This window comes from Paracoccus sp. FO-3, from assembly GCF_006386455.1.
In the GTDB taxonomy this organism is placed as follows: Bacteria; Pseudomonadota; Alphaproteobacteria; order Rhodobacterales; family Rhodobacteraceae; genus Paracoccus; species Paracoccus versutus.
In genome coordinates this window covers 16,674-39,733 of sequence record NZ_VCBQ01000003.1, presented here as the reverse complement: position 1 = coordinate 39,733, position 23,060 = coordinate 16,674, and the positions used below count along the sequence as shown (strand labels likewise).

The following is a 23,060-nucleotide window of genomic DNA, read 5'->3' as shown; positions in this document are numbered from 1 at the left end:
GATCAGAAATATTTTATCGCTTGCCCGGAAATGGGGCGGCGGCCGGGCCTCAGCCGCCGCGGATCCGGGTCGCGTCGCGCATCTGCCCGCCGGTCAGCAGCACCTCGGCCGGCATGGGGTGGCTGATGAAATGCAGCGGGCTGGCGGTCGGCCCATAGGCGCCGCAGGCATGGATGGCGATCAGGTCGCCTTCCTCCAGCCTGGGCAGGGCGACGCCGCCGCCCAGCTTGTCGATCGAGGTGCAGAGCGGGCCGGATATGTCCTGCCTTTCCTCGGGGCGGGTGCCGCCCTCGTCGCCGCCGACGCGGTGCATGACGTAATTGCGCCGCAGCACCATGCCGAAATTGCCCGAGGCCGCCAGGTTGGCGTTCAGCCCGCCGTCGCAGATGGCGATTCGGCTGCCGCGCGACTGCTTGACCGAGACGACGCGGGCCACGAACCAGCCCGCCGGCCCGACCAGGTAGCGGCCCAGCTCCAGCACCAGCCGCGTCGCGGGAAAGCGCGCGGCGAAGGCGTCCAGTTCGGGGCCGATCTCGGCGGCGATGGCGGCAAGGTCCAGCGCGCCGTCGCCGGGGTGATAGGGGATGCCGAGCCCGGCGCCGAAGATCAGCTTTTCCGGGCGCAGGTCCAACGCGGCGCAGGTCTCGGAAAAGACCTGCATGAAGATGCGCCAGTTCTCGCAGATCGCCTCGGGCTTGAGGCATTGCGTGCCGGAATAGATGTGCAGCCCGATGATGCGCAGGTTCGGCAGGGCGGCGATCTGCGGCAGGATCTCGGCCGCGTCCTCGACATCGACGCCGAAGGGGCTGGGCCGGCCGGCCATCTGGTCGCCGAAACCCTTGGGCACGCGCGAGGGCGCCAGGCGGACCAGCACCGGCTGCACGCGGCCCAGCTCGGCCGCGACGGCATCGGCCAGCCGCGCCTCGCGCAGGCTTTCCAGCACCAGCTCGCCCAAGCCCGCCTGGGTGGCGGCGCGCAGCTCCGCCTCGCGCTTGGCCGGGCCGGTGAAGCTGATCCGGCCCGCATCCCAGCCCGCCTCGCGCGCCAGCGCCAGCTCGCCCCCCGAAGAGATGTCGAGGCAGTCCAGCCGGTCCCGCATCCAGCCCAGCAGCGCGGGGTTCGGATTGCTCTTGACCGCGAAGCTGACGGCGAACCAGCGCCCCAGATGCGCGCGCAGATGCGCCAGCCGTTCCTCGACCAGGTCGGTGGCATAGACATAGCAGGGCGTGCCGAAGCGCGCCGCGGCCTCGGACAGGTGGCGGTCGAGGTCAGTCAAGGGTCTGCACATAGGCCAGGATAGCGTCCACCGTGTCGAAATTCTCCAGCGTCACGTCGCCCGGCTGCACCCGCACCCCGGCATGCTGCTCGACGAAGGAGATCAGCCCGACCATCGCCACCGAATCCAGCATCCCGGTCGAGAAAAGCTCGGTATCGCCGTCCAGCGGCGTGTCGATGTTCAGTTCGGCGCGGATATAGCGGAACAGTTCGTCCTTGCTCAGGCTCATGGATTCAATGCCTTTCTGGTCAGTTCTGCGATGCGGCCCTGGCGGCCGAGATGATGGCGGGGCGGTCCAGCTTGCCGCTGGCGGTCCGCGGCATGGCGCCTTGCCAGGAATGATAGCGCTGGGGACGCATGTAATGGGGCATGGCGCGGGCGCAATGCGCGGCCAGCGCGGCCTCGTCGCCCTGCGGCAGATAGGTCACGACCGCGTGAACCGCCTGGCCCAGGTCGGCATCCTCGACCCCGAAGGCCACCACGTCGGTGACAAGCCCGCTTTGCGAGATCGCATCCTCGACCTCGGTCGGCGACAGGCGGAAGCCCAGGGTCTTGATCATCTCGTCCATGCGGCTGACGAACCACAGGTCGCCGTCCTCGTCCACGCGCACCAGGTCGCCCGACCAGACCACCGGCTCGTCGCCCAGCAGGTGCGCAAGCTCGGGGCAGGGGCGGATCTTCTGCGCCGTCACCTCGGGCTTTTCCCAATAGCCCATGCTGACCAGCGGCCCGGCATGGACCAGCTCGCCCTGTTCGCCGGGGCCGGCGATGCCCTCGCCATGCTTGATGGCGAAGACCTGCGCGTTCGGGATCTGCCGGCCAATCGAGCCCATCTTGGCCGCGAATTTCGCCGGCGGCAGATAGGTCGAGCGGAACGCCTCGGTCAGCCCATACATCAGGTAGATGTCGACGCCCGGAAACACCTGCGGCAGCAGTTTCAGGATGTTCGGGGGGATCTTGCCGCCGGTGTTGGTGATGCGCCGCAGCGCCGGCAGTTCGGTCGGCCGGTCCACCAGCAGCCGCACGATCTGGTTCCACAAGGGCGGCACCCCGGCGATCCCCGTCACCGATTCGGCCTGGGCCATGCGGATGATCTCGGCCGGCATGGTCAGCGGCTGATGCACCACCGTCCCGCCGGTCAGCAGCATGGTGGTCAGCTGGTTCAGCCCGGCGTCGAAGCTGTAGGGCAGCACCGAAAGCAGCCGGTCGCTTTCGTCCAGCCCCAGGTAGTCCGCGACCGAGATGGCGCCCACGCGGATATTGCGATGGCTGAGCATCACCCCCTTGGGCGCGCCGGTCGAGCCCGAGGTGTAGATGATCATCGCCAACCCGCGCGGGTCGGATTCGTCGGGCGCGGAAGCCCGGTCGGCGCCAAGCGCCCCCCAGGGGTCCGCGCCCTGGACAAGGCCCTCGGCCTTGCCCTGAACAAGATAGGCCGTGCCCTCGGGCAAGGCATGTTCGCCCACCAGCGCCTCCAGCGCGTTGCGGGGCAGGATCGCTGCGCGCGCCTGGCTGTCGCGGGCGACATAGGCCAGCTGCGCGGGCGTCCAGCGGATGTTCACGTTGATGACCACGGCGCCCATCTTCCAGGCGCCGAACATGGCCGCGACCTCGTCGATGCCCTTGCGCAGATGCACGATCACCCGGTCGCCGGGACGGATGCCGCGCCCGACCAGCCAGTCGGCCACGCGCCCCGCCTCGGCCGCGAGTTCGGCGTAGCTGACCGAGCGGCCCTGGTCCACCGCGGCGATCTTGTCGGCGCGGGCGGGCAGGTTGTCGGCCAGAAGACGCCACATGCTGCAGTCGAAATCGTCACTCATTCTCGGGGGCCTTCTTCTTGGCGGCAAAGATCGGCAGGCTGGGATAGATCTTGGCGGGCGAGCCGATCACCACCGAATCCGGCGGCACGTTGGTCGTCACCGCGGTATTGGCGCCGATCCGCACCCGGTCGCCGATGGTGATCGGCCCCAGCACGCAGGAATTCACCCCGATGAACACATCATCGCCGATCACCGGCGCGCCGGGGCCCATGTTGGTGCCGATGGTGACGTTGTGCATCACCCCGCAGCGGTCGCCGATCACCACGTCGGGATGGATCGACAGCGAGCCCTCGGCATGGATGATGTGGAAGTCGCGCCCCAGCCGCACCTGCGGCGGGATCCAGACCTTGGTCACGTTCAGGATCAGGATCCGCATCAGCGCATAGGGCTTGCCGGCCAGCCAGCGCAGCAGCGGGTTCTTCAGCCCGATGGCCCAGCGGCCATAGCGATAGACAGCTAGCGAGACGAAGGCGGGCTCGGTCAGCGAACGGCCGTGTCTTTTGTAGTCATCCCGGAGAGTTTCGAACATCACCATGCACTTGCTTAATCACTTCGGCGGGAAATAAAGCTCGCCCGCCCCCATATTCCGATGTCTCGCGGCAAACTCAACCTGACTGTTAGGACGGGTTTCAGGCGGTTTGCGCCGCGATCAGGTCGAGCGTGCGCCGGATCTGGTCCCATTCCACCCGGTAGCCGCGGGCGGTGCCCGACCCCACCACCATGGCGTAATGCTGCTGCCAGCAATCCGTCAGCAGCTTGAGCGAGGTCGTCACCCGGTCCGCCGGCTGCAGGGTCAGCACCGTGCCGCCCGGCGCCATGGCGATGACGCCATGGGCAAGCTGGCTGCCCTCGACCCCCGCCACGATCCGCGCCGCGCCGGCAGCCTGGGCCAGTTCGTCGGCGTCGTGGCGGTCGATGTAGAGCGTGCGAAAGCCGTATTCGACCTCGAGCCGCTCGGCGATCTCGGCCTCGTTCTCCAGGATGCGGGCATCGCCGCTGGCGCCGCGGAAGATGAAGACGCCGGGCAGGGGCTCCAGCGCCCGGCCCTGAAGGACCAGCGCGCGGTTGCGCTGCGCGCGGCCGCGGCGGTGGCTGTTGCTTTGCAGGTCGTCGAACAGGACCAACTCGTCGAAATGCACGTCGCCGATGCGCCGGGGCGCCATGCCCAGCAATTTCTCGTAGCGCGCGATATGGCCGCCGCGCAGCGGGGCGGAGGTCACCGGCGCCCCCGCCTCTTCGGCCAGGCGATAGGCAAGGCAATCGTTCAGCAGCCAGTTGCCGAACCAGCGGTTGCCGATCCAGCTTTCGTAAAGCGCGCCCGTCAGGCTTTCGCGCGGCCGGGCATAGCCCAGGCCCGAGCGCTTGTGCTGGCGCAGGTGGCGTTCGGCCCCGCGCGCATGCAGCACGCCATCGACGAAATCCACGTCGCGGAAGCGATAGCCCAGGGTGGGCGGAATCTGCTCGGCCGGATTGCCCTGCATCTGTTCAAGGATGTCGGGCAGGGAACCGAACTCGGTGCGCGAGATATGCTCGACCTGGTCGGGCAGCCAGATGCCCGGCATGACCTCGCCCACCTCGGCCGGGCAGATCTCCCATCGCTCGACGGCGGTGGCAAAGAAATCCGCGGGGCCCAGGCCGGCAAGGCGGCGCAGGCGGTTATGGGTCGGTCTGAGGGAATGCATGGCGGCTCGGCTGGCAGGGTCGGGTGGAGTGTGCGGTCGCGCGGCGGCGGGCGCAAGAGACAGAATGCGCCGTTCAGTTCGGACCCGGCCCTTTCAGCGCCGCGACCAGCGCCTGCGCGATCGTCGCGTGATCCTCGGCCGAGGGGTGCCACAGGCAGGCGTTGCGCTGCGGATCGCCCAGGACGACCAGGCGGTTGGCCAGGCCCCGGCCGTCCAGCAGAGCCGAGGCGGTCCGATGCGCCTCGACCAGTTCGGGCCCGTATTCGCCGAAGGCCAGCAGCACCAGGGTCGCGCCGGGGTTTTCCTGCGCGCGGGCGGTGGCGAAATCGGCCAGCGCCGGGCCGAACTCGTGGCGCAGCTGGCCCATGTCGCTCCAGCGTTCGCCGGGGGCGAGTTCCGAGCCGAACACGTTCGAGCCCAGCCCGATGACGACGATGTCCGCCTTGCGCTCCGGCAGGGCCGGCGCATCCGGCTGTCCCGGCAGGGCCAGGGGATAAAGCCGGTCCATGGTGCGGTCGGGCTCGGCGCCGCCGTAGTTGCGCAAAAGCCCGATGCCCGAGCGCGCGACGATGCGGTAATCCGCACCCAGCGCCGCCGCGACCTGCGGGCCGAAGCTGCGGCTGGTGTCGGTCGCGGCATAGATCTCCTCAGCCTCGCAATCGCGGCGGCTGGCGGTATTGGCAAAGCCGACGGTGTCGGAATCGCCGATGAACTCGATCAGCCGCGGTGCCGGGGGGGGCGGAGGCAGCGCCTGGGCCGAATCGTCCAGGAAGAAGCCGCCGAAAAGCGCCGGGCCGCTCGATTCGCTGATCTTCTCGGCGCGGATCTGATGCGGGCCGGGCGCAAGGCCGCGGATATGCAGATCCTGCCGGCCGGGGCGCGAGACCTCGACCGCCTTGCCGTCCAGCGTCACGCGCCAGCGATTGAGCGCATCGTCGAATCGCAGCACGATCCCGGTGCCCTGAAACCGCGCCGAGGCGTGAAAGCCCGGCCATTCATGGCGATAGCCCAGGCCCGAGGGATCAGCGGCCGCGCGCCCCGTCGCCTGGGCGGGCAGGGCGGTCCATCCGGGCCGCGGTGGGCCGAGTTCCGCCTGGAATCCCGCGTCCCCGGCCAGGCTCAGCGCCGGCACCGGCGTCGCCGGGCGCGGCGGTTCGGGCCAGGCCAGGAAAGCGGCCCCCGCGCCCAGGGCGACGACCAGGACCGCCGCGCCGATCCGCCTTGTCCAGACTGCACCCATGACCGCCCACCCAAAACCTCGGCGCCGATCCTGACCAAGCCGGGCCGGCAAGTCCAGCGGCCAGCCGCTCAGCCGCGGAATCGGGCCAGGATTCGGATCGCGTCCCGCATGTCATGGGGGTGGTTGCCGATGAAAAAGCCGTTGCGGTCGATCTCGTCCGCATGGGTCATCGGCCCGTGCAGGCTGTGGTCCATCAGCCGCAGCACGGGATTGCCGGTGAAATTGCCGCTGACGATGGGCCGGGTCTCGAATCCCAGCGCGCCGAGCCGCGCCAGGACCTCGCGCCGGCCAAGCCCGCATTCGGGGCGCAGCACCAGCGCAAAGCCGAACCAGCTGCTTTCCCCGATCTCGCGCTGGATGCGAAACAGCGGGTGATCGGCCATCGCCTCGACCCATCGCGCGCCGTTCTCGCGCCGCGCCGCGACCAGCCGCGGCAGCTTTTCCAGCTGCGCCCGGCCCAGGGCGCCCGACATCTCCAGCGGGCGCAGGTTGTAGCCGGGCAGGACGAAGCGAAAGCTTTCCTCGAAGGGATCCTCGCCCTTCTCGCCGGTCACGCGGTTCCATCTGGGCAGGTCGCGCGTCCAGCCATGCGCCCGCAGCGCCAGCAGGATGTGGTAAAGCTCTTCGTCGTCGGTGACGACCAGCCCGCCCTCCATGGTCGAGATGTGGTGCGAGAAGAAGGTCGAGAACGTCCCCATCACCCCGAAGGTGCCGGCCTGGCGCCCGGCGAAGGTCGCGCCCATGGATTCGCAATTATCCTCGATCAGCAGGATGCGGCGGGTGCCGATCAGCGAACGGATCGCATCGAAATCGTTGGGATTGCCCAGCAGGTTCACCGCCATGACGGCGCGGGTCCGGTCGTCGATGGCCGCGGCCAGCGCGGCAAGGTCGTAGTTCAGCGTCTCGCGGTCGATGTCCACGAATTTCAGGTGCAGCCCGTATTGGTGCAGCGGAAAGAAGCTGGTGGACCAGGACACCGCCGGCACGATCACCTGGTCGCCCGGCATCAGCCGCGAGGCCGGGTCTTGCCGGTAGCGCAGCGCCGCCACCATGGCGAGATTGGCCGATGAGCCCGAATTGACCATCACTGCATGGCGGCTGCCGGCGAAGCGGGCGAACTCGGCCTCGAAGGCCGCGACCTCGGGGCCCATGGTAAAGCGGCCCGAGGCGATCACCCGCTGCAGGGCGTCCCGCTCGGCTTCGTCCCAGCTGGAGCTTGCCAGGGGAAAGCGGTTCATGGCTGCTGCTCCAGATACCAGGCATAGGTGGCGGCGATGCCCTCGGCCAGGCCGATCCGCGGCGCCCAGCCCCAGGCCGCCTGCCGCGCCACGGACAGAAGCTTGCGCCGCATGCCCACGGGCTTGCCGAGGTCGTGGACAAAGCGGCCCTGCCAGCCCACCACCCCGGCCACGATGCGGTAATAATCCTCGATCGCGTGATCCACCCCCGGCCCGACGTTCATCACCGCCGGCACGGCCGAGGGATCGGCCAGCGCGCGCAGGATCGCATCCGCCAGGTCGCCCGCATGCATGAACTCGCGCCGGGCCTGGCCGTCGCCCCAGATCTCGACCCTGTCGCGGCCCTCGATCCTGGCGCGGTGGATCTTGTGGATGATCGCCGGCAGCAGATGCGACCGCCCTGGGTCGAACGTGTCGAAGGGGCCGTAGAGGTTGCAGGGGATCAGCGTGCGCCATTGCAAGGCGGGGTTCTCGCGGCAGGCATGGTCCACCAGCCGCATCGCCATGATCTTGGCCAGGGCATAGCCCTCGTTGCTGGGCTCGAGCGGGCCGGTCAGGATCTGTTCCTCGGCCAGGTCGCGGTGCAGGTCGCGCGGATAGACGCAGCTCGAACTCAGGTTCAGCAGCACCGGAACGCCGATCTCGCGGCAGGCGGTGATCAGGTTCAGCCCGATGCGGGCGTTCTCGGCCAGATACCGCAGCGGCTCGGCCATGTTGGCCTGGATGCCGCCGACGACGCCCGCGGCATGGACCACGGCGTCGGGACGATGCCGCGCCAGCCAGTCCCGCAGCGCGACCGCGTCGCACAGGTCCAGCTCGGCGCGGGCAGGCGCCAGCACCTGCCAGGCGGCGATGCCGGGATGGGCGCGCAGGTTCGACCCCACCATGCCATGGCCGCCGGTGACGAAGAGCCGCGCCATCTATCCCACCTCTCCCGCGACGGCCGGACCCAGCCCATGCCGCCTGAGCAGCGCATGCTGCCGCGCCGCCCGCAGGTCGGCGGCGACCATCTCGGCGATCATCTCGCGCAGCCCGGTCCGGGGGCGCCAGCCCAGCCGGCGATGCGCCTTGCCGGCATCGCCCAGCAGGCTGGCCACCTCGGCCGGGCGGAAATACCGCGGATCGACCCGCATCACCACGTCGCCGGGATGCAAGGCCGGCGCCCGCTCGCCCGCGACCGAGGCGACCAGGGCGAACTCATCCACGCCCGAGCCGCGAAATTCCAGCGCGATGCCCAGCTCCGCGGCGGCCCAGGTCAGGAACTGGCGCACGGAATGCTGCTCGCCGGTGGCGATGACGTAGTCGTCGGGCGCGTCGGATTGCAGCATCAGCCATTGCATGCGCACGTAGTCGCGGGCATGGCCCCAGTCGCGCAGCGCGTCCAGGTTGCCCAGATAAAGGCAGCCGCCGATCCCCTGGGCCAGGTTGGCCAGCCCGCGGGTGATCTTGCGGGTGACGAAGGTCTCGCCGCGGCGCGGGCTCTCGTGGTTGAACAGGATGCCGTTGCAGGCGAAAAGCCCATAGGCCTCGCGATAGTTCACCGTGATCCAATAGGCATAGAGCTTGGCCACGGCATAGGGGCTGCGCGGGTGAAAGGGCGTGCGTTCGGTCTGCGGCGTCTCGCGCACCAGCCCGTAAAGCTCGGAACTCGACGCCTGGTAGAACCGCGTCGCCCGCTCCAGCCCCAGGAAGCGGATCGCCTCCAGCAGCCGCAGCGTCCCCAGCGCATCGACATCGGCGGTATATTCCGGCGCCTCGAAGCTGACCGCGACATGGGATTGCGCGCCCAGGTTATAGACCTCGTCCGGCCGCACCTCGGCCATGATCCGGGTCAGGTTCGAGGCATCGCCCAGGTCGCCGTAATGCAGCAGGAAGCGCGGCGCGACCTCGTGCGGATCCTGGAAGATGTGATCGACGCGCCGGGTGTTGAAGCTCGAGGCGCGGCGCTTGATGCCATGCACCTCATAGCCCTTTTCCAGCAGGAACTCGGCCAGGTAGGATCCGTCCTGACCCGTGACCCCGGTAATCAGCGCTTTCTTCACCATGAACCGCCCACTCTTGAACCACCACAACAACAACCACGACAAGGCCCGCGCCGCCCGGCCCCGCCGACACCGCGCGCAGGGCAGGGGGCGTTCCGTTCACCAGACACACATGCGGCCAAGCCGCCTGGGCAAAGGGCGCCGCCTGGGCGCCGCCCGCCATGTTTCTCCGTTGCCCAAATACCCAGGCAACCGTTCCGCCGCGCGCGGCCGCGCCTATTTCGCGGCCCTATTTCGCGGCGTCGAAGACCGGCTGGTAGATCTCCTTCAGCCGCGCCACCGCCTCCTGCGGCGAGACCTCGATCGATTCGCCGCTGCGGCGCGAGGTCAGCTCGACCTTGTTCGCCGCCAGCCCGCGCGGCCCGACGGTGATGCGCCAGGGCAGGCCGATCAGGTCCATGGTGGCGAATTTCGCCCCCGCCCGCTCGTCGCGGTCGTCGTAGAGCGGGTCCAGCCCCTGCGCCTTCAGCTCGGCGTAAAGCGCCTCGCAGGCGCCGTCGGTCGAGGCGTCGCCCTGTTTGAGGTTGACGATCCCGGCATGGAAGGGCGTCACCCCCTCGGGCCAGACGATGCCCTTGTCGTCATGGCTGGCCTCGATGATCGCGCCCAGAAGGCGGCTGACGCCGATCCCGTGCGAGCCCATGTGAACCGGCACGCGTGCGCCGTCGGGGCCGACCACGGTGGCGCCCATCGGCTCGGAATACTTGGTGCCGAAATAGAAGATCTGCCCGACCTCGATGCCGCGGGCCTGGCGCCGCCGCGCCTCGGGGACCTGCTCGAACAGCGCCGCGTCATGGGTCTCGTCGGTGCGGGCATAGCGGCTGGTGAATTCCTCCAGCACGGCCTGGCATTGCGCGACATCGTCGTAGTCGATGGCGCGGTCGCCGAATTTCAGGTCGGTGATCTCGCTGTCGTAGAACACCTCCGACTCGCCGGTCTCGGCCAGCACCAGGAACTCATGCGTATAATCGCCGCCGATCGGCCCGCCGTCGGCGCGCATCGGGATCGCCTGCAGGCCCATGCGCTCGTAGCTGCGCAGATAGCTGACCAGATGCCGGTTATAGGCGTGCAGCGCGTCTTCCTTGGTCAGGTCGAAATTGTAGCCGTCCTTCATCAGGAACTCGCGCCCGCGCATGACGCCGAAGCGGGGGCGGATCTCGTCGCGGAACTTCCACTGGATGTGATACAGCGTCAGCGGCAGGTCCTTGTAGCTGTTCACATGGCTGCGGAAGATGTCGGTGATCATCTCCTCGTTCGTGGGCCCGTAAAGCAGGTCGCGCTTGTGGCGGTCGCGGATGCGCAGCATCTCTTCGCCGTAATCGTCGTAGCGGCCGCTTTCGCGCCACAGGTCGGCGGGCTGCAGCGTCGGCATCAGCATGGCGATATGGCCGGCGCGGGCCTGTTCCTCATGCACGATCTGCTCGATGCGGCGCAGCACCTTGAAGCCCAGCGGCAGCCAGGAATAGATGCCGGCCGCCTGCTGCTTGATCATGCCGGCGCGCAGCATCAGCCGGTGGCTGACGATCTGGGCCTCTTTGGGGTCTTCCTTCAGGACGGGCATGAAATAGCGCGACAGACGCATGGCGAAATCCTCATGATGGCCGGCACGGGTTAGCGGATCGCGGATAGCGGGGCAACGCCCTTCCTTGCAAGCCGCGCCGCGACCGTCCACATAGGAAGCCGAACGCGGGGACGGGAGCGACGAGACCCATGCAATTGCCGGTGCAGAAACAGATCCTGTATTGGGGCGGCGCGCTGGCCGTGCTGCTGTTGGCGCTTTGGGGGGTGGGCAATGCCGTCACGCCCTTCATCATGGGCGCGGCCGTGGCCTATCTCTTCGATCCCCTGGCCGACCGGCTCGAGCGGCTGGGCCTGTCGCGCACCGCCTCGGTGGTCATCATCACGCTTTGCGGGCTCTTGCTGGTGGTGGCGCTGTTTCTGCTGCTGGTGCCGGTGCTGGTGCGCCAGACCACCGCGCTGATCGAGACCGCGCCCGAGATGTTCCAGCGCCTCCAGCAGTTCCTGATGACCCGGTTCCCCGAGATCTTCACCGAGGGCAGCCCGGTCAACAGCGCGCTTGCCAACATGGGCCAGCAGATCAGCGAGCGGGGCGGGCAGCTGGTCAGCACCGTGCTGGGCTCGGTCATGGGCGTGGTCAGCATGGTCATGCTGATCGTGATCGTGCCGGTCGTCGCCTTCTACCTGCTGCTCGACTGGGACAACATGGTCGACCGGCTGGACGAGCTTCTGCCGCGCCAGCATGCCGGCACCATCCGCCGGCTGGGACACGAGATCGACGCGGCGCTGTCGGGATTCGTGCGCGGGCAGGGCATGGTGATCCTGATCCTGGGCACCTTCTATTCGGTCTGCCTGGCGCTGATCGGCCTGCCCTTCGGCATCGCGATCGGGGTGATCGCCGCCTCGTTGTCCTTCATCCCCTATGTCGGCGTGCTGGTCGGCGGCGCTACCGCCATCGGCGTCGCGCTGTTCTCCTTCTGGGGCGAGCCGGTCTGGATCGGCGCGGTGATCGCGGTCTTCGTCCTGGGCCAGATCGTCGAGGGCAACTACCTGCAACCCAAGATCGTCGGCGGCCATGTCGGGCTGCATCCGGTCTGGCTGATGCTGGCCCTGACCGTCTTCGGCACGCTCTTCGGCTTCGTCGGCCTGCTCATCGCCGTGCCGGCGGCGGCGGCGCTGGGGGTGCTGGTCCGCTTTGCCGTCGCCCGCTACAAGGAAAGCGCGCTCTATACCGGGCGCGAGGTGCCCTCGCCCCCCGCGCCGCCGACCATGGTCGAGCTGGTGCCGCGCGGCACGACCGAGCGTGCGCGCCAGCTGGCGCAGATGTCGCGCGACGTGGCCGTGGCGCAGATCCAGCGCGACGAGCATCTGGCGCATCTGCTGGAGGAACACCAGCACCGCCAGCAGGCCGGCGAGGTTCCCGATGCCGAGGGCCCGCCTTCGCCCTCCGATCTGTGGGCCGAGACGCGCGACCACCTGCGCGGCAAGGACCGCTGAACGGTGGCCAGACAATTGACCCTGGACCTGACGATGCCGCCGGCCTCGTCGCGCGACGACTTCCTGATCACCGCGGCCAATCGCGATGCGCTGGCGATGCTGGACGCGCCGGGCCGCTGGCCGCAGGGCCGGCTGTTGCTGATCGGCGGTCCGGGATCGGGCAAGACGCATCTGGTCGGCTTCTGGGCGGTCGAGCATGGCGCCCATGTCAGCCACGGCTGGACGCTGACCCCCGAAAGCGTGGACGATCTGGTCCGCCCCGGCGCCGCGCTGGTCATCGAGGACGCGCATGAGATCGGCGGCAATCCCGTCGCCGAACAGGGCCTGTTCCACCTGTGGAACCTGGCCGGCGCGCGGGGGGCGCTGCTTCTCATCACCGCGCAGGCGCCGCCGCGCGACTGGGGCGTGGCGCTGCCCGACCTGCGCTCGCGGCTGGAGACGGCGGCGCAGGCGATCCTGGGCCCGCCCGACGACGCGCTGCTGCCGGCGGTGCTGGTCAAGCTGTTCGCCGACCGCCAGATCCAGGTGGCGCCCGAGGTGGTGGACTGGCTTTCGCTGCGCATGGAGCGCGACCTGGACCTGGCCCGCCGCCTGGTCGCCGCCATCGACCGCGAATCGCTGGCCGACCGCCGCGCCATCACCCGGCGGCTGGCGGCCGAGCTTCTGGACAAGCTGGCCCCCGCCGACGCATGATCGCCCCGCATTTTCCCCGAAGTCCCGTGACATGACCCAGGCCGATTTCCTGAAATCCCCCTTTCCCGCCCCGCGCGATCTGCCCGACGGCCCGCCCGAGGGCGCCGCGCGCTTCTTCAACCGCGAGATCAGCTGGCTCGCCTTCAACTGGCGTGTGCTGGACGAGGCGCGCAACCCGCGCGTGCCGCTGCTCGAGCGGCTGCGCTTCCTGTCGATCTCGGCCACCAATCTCGACGAGTTCTACACCGTGCGCGTGGCCGGCCTGCGCGAACTGGTCCGCGAAGGCAACACCACCCTGTCCGACGACGGGCTGACCGCGGCCGAGCAGCTGGCGCTGGTCAATGCCGATGCGCGCCGGCTGATGGGCGCGCAGCAGGCGGTCTGGAACGGCCTGCGCCGCGAGATGGAACAGGCCGACATCGCCATCCTGTCGCGCGGCCGCGTCACCCGCGCCGAGGAAGAGTTCCTGCGCCGGCATTTCATGGAGCAGGTGTTCCCGGTGGTCTCGCCCCTGGCCATAGACCCGGCGCATCCCTTTCCCTTCATCCCCAACACCGGCTTTTCGCTGGCGCTGGAACTGGCGCGGGAAAGCGACGGGCGGCAGATGCAGGCGCTGGTGCCCATCCCCCAGCAGATCGCCCGCTTCATCCCGCTGCCGGGCGGCAAGCGCTTCCTGCGGCTGGAAGACCTGCTGCTGATGCATCTGCCGAGCCTGTTCCCCGGCTATCGCGACATCGGCCATTGCGCCTTCCGCGTGCTGCGCGACAGCGACCTGGAGGTCGAGGAAGAGGCCGAAGACCTGGTGCGCGAGTTCGAGACGGCGCTGAAGCGCCGCCGCCGCGGCTCGGTCATCCGGCTGAAGATCACCGCCGGCGCGCCCGACCGGCTGCGCCGGGTCATCATGCAGGAGCTGGAGGTCGATCCCGAGGAGGTGGTCGAGGTCGAGGGCCTTCTGGGCATGGCCGACCTGCGCGAACTGGTGCTGGACGGGCGGCGCGACCTGCAATGGCCGGGCTTCACCCCGCGGGTGCCGGAACGGGTGCAGGACCACGACGGCGACATGTTCGCCGCGATCCGGCAAAAGGACATGCTGCTGCACCACCCCTACGAGACCTTCGACATGGTGGTGCGCTTCCTGGCGCAGGCGGCGCGCGACCCGGACGTGCTGGCGATCAAGCAGACGCTTTACCGCACCTCGCGCGACAGCCCCATCGTGGACGCGCTCTGCGAGGCGGCCGAATCGGGCAAGTCGGTGACGGCGCTGGTCGAGCTGAAGGCCCGCTTCGACGAGGCCGCGAACATCCGCCAGTCGCGGCGGCTGGAACGCTCGGGCGCGCATGTCGTCTATGGCTTCATGCAATACAAGACCCATGCCAAGATCAGCGCCGTGGTGCGGCGCGAGGGCGACCAGCTTGTGACCTATACCCATTTCGGCACCGGCAACTATCACCCGATCACCGCGCGCATCTATACCGACCTGTCGCTGTTCACCTGCGACCCGGCGCTGGGGCGAGATGCCTCCAAGGTGTTCAATTTCCTGTCCGGCTACGTTCAGCCCGAGGGGCTGGAGAACATCGCCATCTCGCCCATCGACCTCAAGGAGCGGCTGCTGGAGCTGATCGCGCGCGAGGCCGATTTCGCCAGCCGCGGCCGCCCGGCCGAGATCTGGGCCAAGATGAACAGCCTGATCGACAAGGACGTGATCGAGGCGCTTTACGCCGCAAGCCAGGCGGGGGTCAGGATCAACCTGGTGATCCGCGGCATCTGCGGGCTGCGGCCGGGTATCGCGGGCCTGTCCGACAACATCAGGGTGAAATCCATCGTCGGCCGCTTCCTGGAACATTCCCGCATCGTCTGCTTCGGCAATGGCTTCGGCCTGCCCTCCAAGCGCGCGCGGGTCTTCATCAGCTCGGCCGACTGGATGGGGCGCAACCTGAACCGCCGGGTCGAGGCGCTGGTGGAATGCTTCAACGAGACGGTGAAGGCGCAGATCACCAGCCAGGTCATGGCCGCCAACATGGCCGACGAGGCGCAAAGCTGGCTTCTGCAACCCGACGGGCGCTATCTGCGCTATCTGCCGGCCGGGCGCGACGACCTGTTTTCCTGTCACAAGTTCTTCATGGAAAACCCCTCATTGTCGGGGCGCGGCAGCGCGGGCGCGCGTGACGTTCCGGCGCTGATGCACTCGACGGATTGACGCAAGGAGGCAATTGCCCCATCCAAAGCGCGCGACCGGCTTGGTAACGGAATCGAGAGGAACCCGATGAACGGCATCGTGACCGCAAGCGGAGAAACCATCGAACCCTTCGGACGCTCGCTGTTCGAACGCGCCTCGGAACGCGCGCTCAGCCGGGTCGGCGTGGTCGACGTGGGCTCGAACTCGATCCGCATGGTGGTGTTCGACGGGGCGGCGCGCTCGCCGGCCTATTTCTACAACGAAAAGGTCATGGCCGGGCTGGGCTCGGGCCTGGCCACCACCGGCCGGCTGAACCCCGAAGGCGTGCGCCGCGGCATGGCCGCCCTGCGCCGCTTTGCGGTGCTGGCCGACAGCATGGGCATCAAGCCGCTGACCTGCGTCGCGACCGCCGCCGTGCGCGAGGCCGAGGACGGCCCCGCCTTCCACAAGGCGGTCGAGAAGGAGACCGGGCTGAAGCTCTGGGTCATCGACGGCGAGGAAGAGGCGCGGCTTTCCGCGCAGGGCGTGCTGCTGGGCTGGCCGGATGCCAAGGGGCTGGTCTGCGACATCGGCGGCAACTCGATGGAACTGGCCGAGGTGGCGAACGGCAAGGTCGGCGGCCGCATCTCGACGCCCCTGGGCCCGTTCCGGCTGCAGCAGGTCAAGGGCGGCGCCGCGGGCCTGCGCGACCATATCCGCGATGCGATCGAGCGGGCGGCCGAGCGGCTGGGCCGCGGGCACGAACAGATCTACCTGGTCGGCGGCTCGTGGCGGGCCATCGCGCGGCTGGACATGGAGCGGGCGAAATACCCGATGACCGTGCTGCACGAATATCGCATGTCGCCGCAGGCCGTCGCCGACACGGTGAAATGGATCGGCGAGCGCAGCGTGGCCGAGATGCGGGCGATGACCGGCATCTCGCAAAGCCGGATGGAGCTGGTGCCGCTGGCCAGCCAGGTGCTGCGCCAACTGGTGCAAAGCCTCAAGCCGAAATCGCTGGCCGTCTCTTCCTACGGCATCCGCGAGGGGCTGCTTTACGAACAGATGCCGGCCGGGCTGCGCTCGCGCGATCCGCTGATCGAGGCGGCGCGCTTTGCCGAGCGGCAGATGGCGCGGATGCCGGGTTTCGGCAAGAAGCTCTACCAGTTCCTGGAGCCGCTGTTCGGCGACCTGCCGCCCGAGCGCGACCGGCTGGTCCGGGCGGCCTGCCTTTTGCACGACACCACCTGGCGCACCCATCCCGATTATCGCGCCGATGCCTGTTTCGACAATGTCACGCGGGCCAACATGGCGGCGCTGTCGCATCCCGAACGGGTGTTCCTGGGCCTGTCGCTGCTGCACCGCTACAAGAACAGCCGCGCCAATTCGCCCATGGCGCCGCTGTTCGCGCTGCTCTCGGAAAAGGAGATCCGCGAGGCCGAGGTTCTGGGCAAGGCGCTGCGCTTCGGCGCCATGTTCTCGGTCAAGGATCCGGCCGAAGCGGGCACGCTGAAGCTGCAGCGCAAGAAGAAGCTTCTGGAGCTGAAGCTGACCCGGACCGGGCGCGCGCTGATGGGCGAGGTGGCCGAGGCCCGCTTCCGCTCGCTTGCCGATGCGCTGGAGGTCACGCCGGTCGTCACCGGAGGCTGAGGGGGATTCCCGCATAGCGGGAATCCTGTCCGAATGGACAACTTTACCGTGCGGTGCGGCTGTGGCATTTCCCTGCGCATGGGGGCGACGATCCTTGTGTGCCTTTGCCGAGTGTCCGGTTTCGGATCGGCGCCCCCGCGTCCCGCCAGGCTGGCGCGCGCGTTCAGCCGCCCCAGCTCCGCTCCAGCAGGTCCAGCCAGTTGCGCCAGGCGATCTTTTCGACCAGCTCGCGGCCATAGCCATGCGCCAGCATCGCCTGCACCAGCTTCGGCAGGGCGGCGGCATCGGCCAGATCCTCGGGCATGTCGGCGCCGTCGAAATCCGAACCCAGCGCCACGCCGTCCTCGCCCAGCAATTCCAGCAGGTGGTCCAGGTGGCGCAGCATGACCGCGAACCCCTGCATCGGGTCGCGCCGCCCTTCGGGATGCAGGAAGCCCACGGCAAAGTTCAGCCCGACGAGGCCGCGCGATTCGGCGATCACCCGCAATTGCCGGTCGGTCAGGTTGCGCGAGCTGGGCGCGACGGCATGGGCGCAGCTGTGGCTGGCGACCAGCGGCGCATCCGACAGCCGGGCCACGTCGTCGAAGCCCTTTTCGTTCAGATGCGACAGGTCCAGCATGATGCGCAGCCGGTTGCATGCGCGCACCAGATCCTTGCCCGCATCCGTCAGCCCCGGCCCGGTGTCGGGCGAGGCGGGAAAGGCGAAGGGCACGCCATGGGCATAGCGCGTCGGCCGCGACCAGACCGGCCCCAGCGAGCGCAGCCCCATCGCGTGCCAGACATGCAGCGCATCCAGGTCCGGGATCGGCTCGGCGCCCTCGATGTGCAGGATGGCGGCGATGCGGCCCTGGGCCATGGCCGCGCGGATCTCGGCCGCGGTCCGGCAGATCGCCAGCGTGCCGGTCCGCTCCATCGCCATCAGCTGCCCGGCCTGGGCCAGCGCATGGGGTAGGGCCTGGACCGGCTCCACCTCGGGCGGCAGGGGCAGGGCGAAGGGCGGGTTCTTCTTGAGCATCGCCGCCAGCGCATCGTCGGGGCCGGGCGGCGAGGGCGTCCAGATCGCGAAGAAGCCGCCGGCAAACCCGCCCGCCTTCATCCGCGGCAGGTCCAGATGCCCGTTGCCGTCGCCCTCCAGCCAAAGCCGGTCGCGGCCGGGCCCCGCAGCCACCATGCGCTGCAAGAAATCGTTGTGACCGTCGAAGACCGGAATCATGCTCATGTCCTTTCGCATTGCGCGGCGCAACATGCGCCCGTTATGCGCAGGTCGCAAGCGTGCCGGCGGGGTGCGGCCGGCCAAAGCGGGAAAGGGATCCGGGATGCATGCGACGGGGGATTGGCCGGGGGCGGTCACGGATTTCCTGGAACGGAACCTGCCGGCGCTGGACGACGGAAGCGGCTGGCAGGACATGGCCGTGACCGCCTGCCAGATCGGCTGCGAGGCCCTGGTGGCCCTGGGCCGCGCGGATGCGACGGGCTGGGGCGCAAGCCGCCGCGCCGCGCCCCGGCGGCCGGCGATGCCGCCGCGCTGGGACGATCTTTGCGTCGCGGTGCTGGGGCTGGCGCGCCAGCAGGGGCAGCTGGCCTATCGCCTGCCCGATGGCAGCCCGCCGCCGGAACGGGCCGGGGATTTCATCATCCGCCGCATCGGCGCGCCGCCCCCGCCGCCGCCGAACATCGCGGTGGCGCATGGGCTGGGCCCGGCGCTGGCCCGGCCCGAGCTGCTGGCGCTGCTGGATCGCCTGGGGCTGGTCGCGGACGGCGCCTGGACCCCGGCGGCCCAACCCGTGCTGTGGCGCGTCCAGCCCGGTGCCTGGGGCATGAGGATCGAAGCCGACCCGCGTTTCCGCCAGGCGGCCGAGGCGGCGGTCGCGACGCTGCCGGCCGGGGTCCGGGCCGAGATGGACCGGCTGGTCACGATTACCGACGAGGATGTGGCCCAGGCCATGGCCGCGCAGCAGGCCAGGATCGCCGAAGCGCGGCGGACATACGGCCCCGATGCCCGGATCGCGCCCGCGCGAGGCGCCGAACAGGCGCGCCGCGGCCTGGAGTTCCGCGCGGCGCAGGATCTGGACCGGATCTTTTTCCGGCGCTGGCGGCTCGACGGCGGCTGGCTGTCGGGGGCCGAGGCCGGAGGGGCGCTGGAGGTCTTTCACGACCCCCTGGCCCGGCAGATGCGCCTGGCGGTGACGGACCGGCTTTATCCGGCCTTGGGCTTTCTGCGCCCGGCTCGGGATCGAAAACCCTCTTCCCCCGCGCCGCCGCTGCGCTAAGCTTGGGTCAGCAGCGAGGGAGGAGAGCCCAGCCATGACCCGCATCGACAAGGAATTCACCGGCCAGACCGTGATCTGCACCTTCGAGGTGACGCCCGGAACCGCGCATGACGTGCTGGACGCGCTGAACGACGCCTATGACCAGGTCATCCGGCACCAGCCCGGCTATGTCTCGGGCGCGATCCACCTGAACGATGCGCAGACCCGCATCTGCACCTATTCGCAATGGCGCGACCGGCGCGACTACCAGGCCATGCTGCGCAGCCCCGAGATGCGCACCCGCAACCGCGCCATCCATGGCATGTGCCGCCATTTCGAGCCGGTGATGTACGAGGTGGTCGATACCTGGAAGACCTGATGCGGAATGCCGATGCTGCGGCTGCGAAAAGCCGTGCATTGCGCAAGCTTAGCCCCTAGTCTGGCAGGAAACAGGCAGGCGATCGCCGGAACGGAGGGGCTCATGGCAGGACGCATCATCACGATTGCCCAGCAGAAGGGCGGCTCGGGCAAGACCACCATCGCGGTCAACCTGGCGGTGGCCCTGCGCGGACGCGGCCATTCGGTCGCGCTGCTGGACACCGACCCGCAGGGCAGCATGGGGCGCTGGTTCCTGGAACGGCTGGAGCGCCGGGGCGAGGACGAGGCGCTGGAATTCACCACCTCCTCGGCCTGGGGCGCCAGCTACGAATCCGACAAGCTGAAGAAGCGCTTCGATTTCGTCATCATCGATACGCCGCCCAAGATCGACAGCGACCTGCGCCCGGCGCTGCGCGTGGCCGACCTGGTGCTGGTGCCGGTGGCGACCAGCCATGTCGACCTGTGGGCGACCGAGGGCGTGCTGGACCTGGCCCGGCGCGAGAAATGCGACACGCTGATCGTGCTGAACCGCACCCGCTCGCACGCGCGCCTGACCGGCGAGGTGGCCGAGGGTGCCGCCGCGCTGGGGGCCGAGGTGGCGGCGGCACAGCTTGCCAACCGCGTCGCCTATGCCGAGGCGCTGGGGCAGGGGCTGGGCGCGGGCGAGACCGCGCGCCACGCCACCGCCCGCGCCGAGGTCGATGCCCTGGCCGAAGAGGTGCTGGCCGCGCTGCGCTAGGCTCGGGCGCCGACCTTTGCCCATGACGGGCGCCTCGCAGGCACCGGCCCTGCAATGTGGCGATCCGTGGGAATGATGGCCCCCGCGCTTCTTCGTTGCCCAAATACCCCTGCTACCGCGCCGCCCGCACGGCGGCGCCGCCTTGGCGCATCCGCGGAAATCCGCCGATCCGCCGGGGCTTTGGAAACCGGCCGCCGTTCCATGGGTTGAGTGGGCAGCAAGTCCAGACTCATGAGGTCAAGATGAAACTCCCGCTTTCCCTTGCCGTTCTGGCAACCCCCCTTGCGCTGGCCGCCTGCACCCCGGAAGCCCCGCCCCCGCCCGAGCCGGAAACCGTCGCCGTCGATCCCTGCGGCGCGGCGCGCTATACCTATCTGATCGGGCAGACCTCGCCCACCATCTCGGTCCCCGAGGGCCAGATGTATCGCATCGCCCGCGAAGACCGGCCGATGACGATGGAGATGATCCAGGAGCGCCTGACCTTCATCGTGGACAGCCGCGGCAAGCTGCTTTCGGTCAGTTGCAGCTGATCCGAACGCCGGGAACGGGGCATCCCTCCCAGGCCCCGTTCCCGCGCGTCAGCTGCGCCGCCGCGACCGCTTGTTGCCGCCGCGCTGCCCCGCCCGCCCCGCGGTCGAGCGCCCCGAGGACTTGACCGCCGCCTCGGCCGCCTCTTCGATGGCGGATTGCCGGGCCAGCGGGTCGTCGGCCACCGCCAGTTCCACCGCCTCCAGCCGCTTGACCTCGTCGCGCAGCCGCGCGGCCTCCTCGAACTCCAGGTTCTCGGCCGCCTTGCGCATCTGCGCGCGCAGCGCGTCCAGATGCGCCGCCAGGTTGGCGCCGACCAGGGGCTTGTCCACCCTGGTCGTGATGCGCGCCTGGTCGGTATCGCCCTGCCACAGCCCGGCCAGCACGTCCTCGACGTTCTTGCGCACGGTCTGGGGCGTGATGCCGTGTTCCTCGTTATAGGCGACCTGCTTCTGGCGCCGGCGCTCGGTCTCGGCCATGGCGCGCTCCATGCTGCCGGTGATGCGGTCGGCATACATGATGACCCGGCCGTCGGCGTTGCGCGCCGCCCGGCCGATGGTCTGGATCAGCGAGGTTTCCGAGCGCAGGAAGCCTTCCTTGTCGGCGTCCAGGATCGCCACCAGCCCGCATTCCGGGATGTCCAGCCCCTCGCGCAGCAGGTTGATGCCCACCAGCACGTCGAAGGCCCCCAGCCGCAGGTCGCGCAGGATCTCGATCCGCTCGATGGTGTCGATGTCGCTGTGCATGTAGCGCACGCGGATGCCCTGTTCGTGCAGGTATTCGGTCAGGTCTTCGGCCATGCGCTTGGTCAGCGTCGTGACCAGGGTGCGCATCCCGGCGGCCGAGACCTTGCGCACCTCGTCCAGCAGGTCGTCCACCTGCATCTCGACCGGGCGGATCTCGACCTGCGGGTCCAGAAGGCCGGTGGGGCGGATGACCTGCTCGGTAAAGACGCCGCCGGTCTGGTCCAGCTCCCATTGCGCCGGGGTGGCGCTGACAAAGACCGATTGCGGGCGCATCGCGTCCCATTCCTCGAATTTCAGCGGCCGGTTGTCCATGCAGCTGGGCAGGCGGAAGCCATGCTCGGCCAGGGTGAACTTGCGCCGGAAGTCGCCGCGATACATGCCGCCGATCTGCGGCACCGAGACGTGGGATTCGTCGGCGAAGACGATGGCGTTGTCCGGGATGAACTCGAAGAGCGTCGGCGGCGGCTCGCCCGGCGCGCGGCCGGTCAGGTAGCGGGAATAGTTCTCGATCCCGTTGCAAACGCCAGTCGCTTCAAGCATTTCCAGGTCGAAGTTCGTGCGCTGCTCAAGCCGCTGGGCCTCCAGCAGCTTGCCCTCGTCGGCCAGTTGCTTCAGCCGCGTCTGAAGTTCTGCGCGTATCCCCTTGATTGCCTGCTGCAAAGTCGGGCGCGGGGTGACGTAGTGGCTGTTGGCATAGATGCGGATCTGCTTGAAGCTGTCGGTCTTGGCCCCGGTCAGAGGATCGAATTCGGTAATCGATTCAAGCTCGTTGCCGAAGAAGTCGAAGCGCCAGGCCCGATCCTCGAGGTGCGCCGGCCAGACCTCGATCACGTCGCCGCGCACGCGAAAGCCGCCGCGCTGGAAGGCGGCGTCGAGCCGGCGATATTGCTGCGCCACCAGCTCGGCCAGGAATTCGCGCTGGTCGTAGCTTTCGCCGACCACCATGTCCTGGGTCATCGCCGAATAGGTCTCGACCGAACCGATGCCGTAGATGCAGGAAACCGAGGCGACGATGATCACGTCGTCGCGCTCCAAGAGCGCGCGGGTGGCCGAGTGGCGCATCCGGTCGATGGCCTCGTTGATCTGCGATTCCTTCTCGATATAGGTATCGCTGCGCGGGACATAGGCCTCGGGCTGGTAGTAGTCGTAATAGCTGACGAAATATTCCACGGCGTTTTCCGGGAAGAAGCCCTTGAACTCGCCGTAAAGCTGGGCCGCCAGCGTCTTGTTCGGGGCCAGGATGATCGCCGGGCGCTGCGTCGCCTCGATCACCTTGGCCATGGTGAAGGTCTTGCCGGTGCCGGTGGCGCCCAGCAGCACCTGGTCGCGTTCGCCCGCCATGACGCCCTGGGCCAGTTCGGCGATGGCGGTGGGCTGGTCGCCCGCCGGCTGGAACTCGGACCGCATGACGAAACGCTTGCCGCCTTCCAGCTTGGGCCGGCTGACCTCGGGAAAGCGCGCGACGGGGGCGTTGGTGTTGTTGTGGCCCATGGTTTCACCTTTGTTCCTGCCTGGGTCAATCTGGCGCATTCGCGCCCCAATACAAGCCCGGCCGGGGGAATATGCGCCATGCCGGGGCGGCAATCCGGCCGCGATAGCGGGAAATCGC

20 protein-coding genes are annotated in these 23,060 nt (G+C 68.9%); 8 read left to right on the top strand and 12 right to left on the bottom strand.

All coding sequences use genetic code 11. From position 1 onward, the window contains the following. Positions 1–49 precede the first annotated feature (49 nt). The 10 genes from FE811_RS01290 to proS all read right to left on the bottom strand — a co-directional run bounded on the left by FE811_RS01290 (position 50) and on the right by proS (position 10,880). Complete coding sequence (locus FE811_RS01290) at positions 50–1,276, bottom strand: type III PLP-dependent enzyme (RefSeq protein WP_244294922.1); 1,227 nt, start codon at positions 1,274–1,276, stop codon at positions 50–52. Beyond that, positions 1,269–1,505 carry an acyl carrier protein gene (locus FE811_RS01285; protein ID WP_036757930.1) on the bottom strand — a complete coding sequence of 79 codons (237 nt, stop codon included), beginning with the start codon at positions 1,503–1,505 and terminating at the stop codon, positions 1,269–1,271. Before FE811_RS01285 ends, FE811_RS01290 begins: the two co-directional genes overlap by 8 nt. Positions 1,506–1,524: 19 nt before the next feature. Next, complete coding sequence (locus FE811_RS01280; protein WP_116220954.1) at positions 1,525–3,096, bottom strand: AMP-binding protein; 1,572 nt, start codon at positions 3,094–3,096, stop codon at positions 1,525–1,527. After that, positions 3,089–3,625 (bottom strand): serine O-acetyltransferase, encoded by a 537-nt coding sequence (locus FE811_RS01275; protein ID WP_244294924.1) that lies wholly within the window; start codon positions 3,623–3,625, stop codon positions 3,089–3,091. Before FE811_RS01275 ends, FE811_RS01280 begins: the two co-directional genes overlap by 8 nt. A gap of 100 nt (positions 3,626–3,725) precedes the next feature. Beyond that, a complete protein-coding gene (locus tag FE811_RS01270; RefSeq protein WP_116220955.1) occupies positions 3,726–4,778 on the bottom strand; it encodes a glycosyltransferase family 61 protein in 1,053 nt (350 codons plus the stop codon). Between the two features lie 73 nt (positions 4,779–4,851). Then, a complete protein-coding gene (locus tag FE811_RS01265; RefSeq protein WP_116220956.1) occupies positions 4,852–6,018 on the bottom strand; it encodes an SGNH/GDSL hydrolase family protein in 1,167 nt (388 codons plus the stop codon). 68 nt (positions 6,019–6,086) lie between these two features. Continuing rightward, positions 6,087–7,256 (bottom strand): DegT/DnrJ/EryC1/StrS aminotransferase family protein, encoded by a 1,170-nt coding sequence (locus FE811_RS01260; RefSeq protein WP_116220957.1) that lies wholly within the window; start codon positions 7,254–7,256, stop codon positions 6,087–6,089. After that, positions 7,253–8,176: a GDP-L-fucose synthase gene (locus FE811_RS01255; RefSeq protein WP_140846482.1), complete on the bottom strand. Its 924-nt coding sequence runs from the start codon at positions 8,174–8,176 to the stop codon at positions 7,253–7,255. Before FE811_RS01255 ends, FE811_RS01260 begins: the two co-directional genes overlap by 4 nt. After that, complete coding sequence (gene gmd, locus FE811_RS01250; protein WP_181180798.1) at positions 8,177–9,301, bottom strand: GDP-mannose 4,6-dehydratase; 1,125 nt, start codon at positions 9,299–9,301, stop codon at positions 8,177–8,179. 226 nt (positions 9,302–9,527) lie between these two features. Then, positions 9,528–10,880: a proline--tRNA ligase gene (gene proS, locus FE811_RS01245; RefSeq protein ID WP_116220958.1), complete on the bottom strand. Its 1,353-nt coding sequence runs from the start codon at positions 10,878–10,880 to the stop codon at positions 9,528–9,530. Positions 10,881–11,020: 140 nt separating this feature from the next. Here proS and FE811_RS01240 point away from each other — a divergent pair, with 140 nt between their 5' ends. The 4 genes from FE811_RS01240 to FE811_RS01225 all read left to right on the top strand — a co-directional run bounded on the left by FE811_RS01240 (position 11,021) and on the right by FE811_RS01225 (position 16,811). Then, on the top strand, positions 11,021–12,313 hold the full coding sequence (locus tag FE811_RS01240; RefSeq protein ID WP_243700203.1) for an AI-2E family transporter: 1,293 nt from the start codon (positions 11,021–11,023) through the stop codon (positions 12,311–12,313). A gap of 3 nt (positions 12,314–12,316) precedes the next feature. Then, positions 12,317–13,006, top strand: a complete 690-nt coding sequence (locus tag FE811_RS01235) for a DnaA ATPase domain-containing protein (RefSeq protein WP_116220959.1) — start codon at positions 12,317–12,319, stop codon at positions 13,004–13,006. A 31-nt stretch (positions 13,007–13,037) separates the two neighbouring features. Beyond that, positions 13,038–15,203 (top strand): RNA degradosome polyphosphate kinase, encoded by a 2,166-nt coding sequence (locus FE811_RS01230; protein ID WP_036757916.1) that lies wholly within the window; start codon positions 13,038–13,040, stop codon positions 15,201–15,203. A gap of 66 nt (positions 15,204–15,269) precedes the next feature. Further along, the gene (locus FE811_RS01225; RefSeq protein ID WP_036757915.1) at positions 15,270–16,811 is read left to right on the top strand and encodes a Ppx/GppA family phosphatase; all 1,542 of its coding nucleotides are present in this window, start codon (positions 15,270–15,272) and stop codon (positions 16,809–16,811) included. A gap of 163 nt (positions 16,812–16,974) precedes the next feature. Here FE811_RS01225 and FE811_RS01220 read toward each other — a convergent pair whose 3' ends face one another. Then, entirely contained in the window at positions 16,975–18,024 is a 1,050-nt protein-coding gene (locus tag FE811_RS01220; RefSeq protein ID WP_116221689.1) for a dipeptidase, read from the bottom strand. Between the two features lie 103 nt (positions 18,025–18,127). Here FE811_RS01220 and FE811_RS01215 point away from each other — a divergent pair, with 103 nt between their 5' ends. From FE811_RS01215 to FE811_RS01200, 4 genes are all read left to right on the top strand, one after another. Then, positions 18,128–19,081: a hypothetical protein gene (locus FE811_RS01215; RefSeq protein WP_116220960.1), complete on the top strand. Its 954-nt coding sequence runs from the start codon at positions 18,128–18,130 to the stop codon at positions 19,079–19,081. Positions 19,082–19,115: 34 nt separating this feature from the next. Next, positions 19,116–19,439 (top strand): antibiotic biosynthesis monooxygenase, encoded by a 324-nt coding sequence (locus FE811_RS01210; RefSeq protein ID WP_036757913.1) that lies wholly within the window; start codon positions 19,116–19,118, stop codon positions 19,437–19,439. 102 nt (positions 19,440–19,541) lie between these two features. Beyond that, entirely contained in the window at positions 19,542–20,177 is a 636-nt protein-coding gene (parA, locus tag FE811_RS01205; RefSeq protein WP_036757911.1) for a ParA family partition ATPase, read from the top strand. Positions 20,178–20,419: 242 nt separating this feature from the next. Further along, positions 20,420–20,707 carry a hypothetical protein gene (locus FE811_RS01200; RefSeq protein WP_036757909.1) on the top strand — a complete coding sequence of 96 codons (288 nt, stop codon included), beginning with the start codon at positions 20,420–20,422 and terminating at the stop codon, positions 20,705–20,707. A gap of 48 nt (positions 20,708–20,755) precedes the next feature. On the opposite strand, the gene uvrB is transcribed toward FE811_RS01200, so the two are convergent. Continuing rightward, complete coding sequence (gene uvrB, locus FE811_RS01195; protein WP_072462416.1) at positions 20,756–22,942, bottom strand: excinuclease ABC subunit UvrB; 2,187 nt, start codon at positions 22,940–22,942, stop codon at positions 20,756–20,758. Positions 22,943–23,060 lie beyond the last annotated feature (118 nt).

Bases quoted from the DNA above. Each gene is read 5' to 3' on its own strand.
- FE811_RS01275 (WP_244294924.1), bottom strand. From the start codon at position 3,625: ATGTTCGAAACTCTCCGGGATGACTACAAAAGACACGGCCGTTCGCTG.
- FE811_RS01225 (WP_036757915.1), top strand. From the start codon at position 15,270: ATGAACGGCATCGTGACCGCAAGCGGAGAAACCATCGAACCCTTCGGA.
- proS (WP_116220958.1), bottom strand. From the start codon at position 10,880: ATGCGTCTGTCGCGCTATTTCATGCCCGTCCTGAAGGAAGACCCCAAA.
- FE811_RS01280 (WP_116220954.1), bottom strand. From the start codon at position 3,096: ATGAGTGACGATTTCGACTGCAGCATGTGGCGTCTTCTGGCCGACAAC.
- FE811_RS01220 (WP_116221689.1), bottom strand. From the start codon at position 18,024: ATGATTCCGGTCTTCGACGGTCACAACGATTTCTTGCAGCGCATGGTG.
- FE811_RS01285 (WP_036757930.1), bottom strand. From the start codon at position 1,505: ATGAGCCTGAGCAAGGACGAACTGTTCCGCTATATCCGCGCCGAACTG.
- FE811_RS01255 (WP_140846482.1), bottom strand. From the start codon at position 8,176: ATGGCGCGGCTCTTCGTCACCGGCGGCCATGGCATGGTGGGGTCGAAC.
- parA (WP_036757911.1), top strand. From the start codon at position 19,542: ATGGCAGGACGCATCATCACGATTGCCCAGCAGAAGGGCGGCTCGGGC.
- FE811_RS01270 (WP_116220955.1), bottom strand. From the start codon at position 4,778: ATGCATTCCCTCAGACCGACCCATAACCGCCTGCGCCGCCTTGCCGGC.
- FE811_RS01230 (WP_036757916.1), top strand. From the start codon at position 13,038: ATGACCCAGGCCGATTTCCTGAAATCCCCCTTTCCCGCCCCGCGCGAT.
- FE811_RS01260 (WP_116220957.1), bottom strand. From the start codon at position 7,256: ATGAACCGCTTTCCCCTGGCAAGCTCCAGCTGGGACGAAGCCGAGCGG.
- uvrB (WP_072462416.1), bottom strand. From the start codon at position 22,942: ATGGGCCACAACAACACCAACGCCCCCGTCGCGCGCTTTCCCGAGGTC.
- FE811_RS01265 (WP_116220956.1), bottom strand. From the start codon at position 6,018: ATGGGTGCAGTCTGGACAAGGCGGATCGGCGCGGCGGTCCTGGTCGTC.
- FE811_RS01210 (WP_036757913.1), top strand. From the start codon at position 19,116: ATGACCCGCATCGACAAGGAATTCACCGGCCAGACCGTGATCTGCACC.
- gmd (WP_181180798.1), bottom strand. From the start codon at position 9,301: ATGGTGAAGAAAGCGCTGATTACCGGGGTCACGGGTCAGGACGGATCC.
- FE811_RS01200 (WP_036757909.1), top strand. From the start codon at position 20,420: ATGAAACTCCCGCTTTCCCTTGCCGTTCTGGCAACCCCCCTTGCGCTG.
- FE811_RS01215 (WP_116220960.1), top strand. From the start codon at position 18,128: ATGCATGCGACGGGGGATTGGCCGGGGGCGGTCACGGATTTCCTGGAA.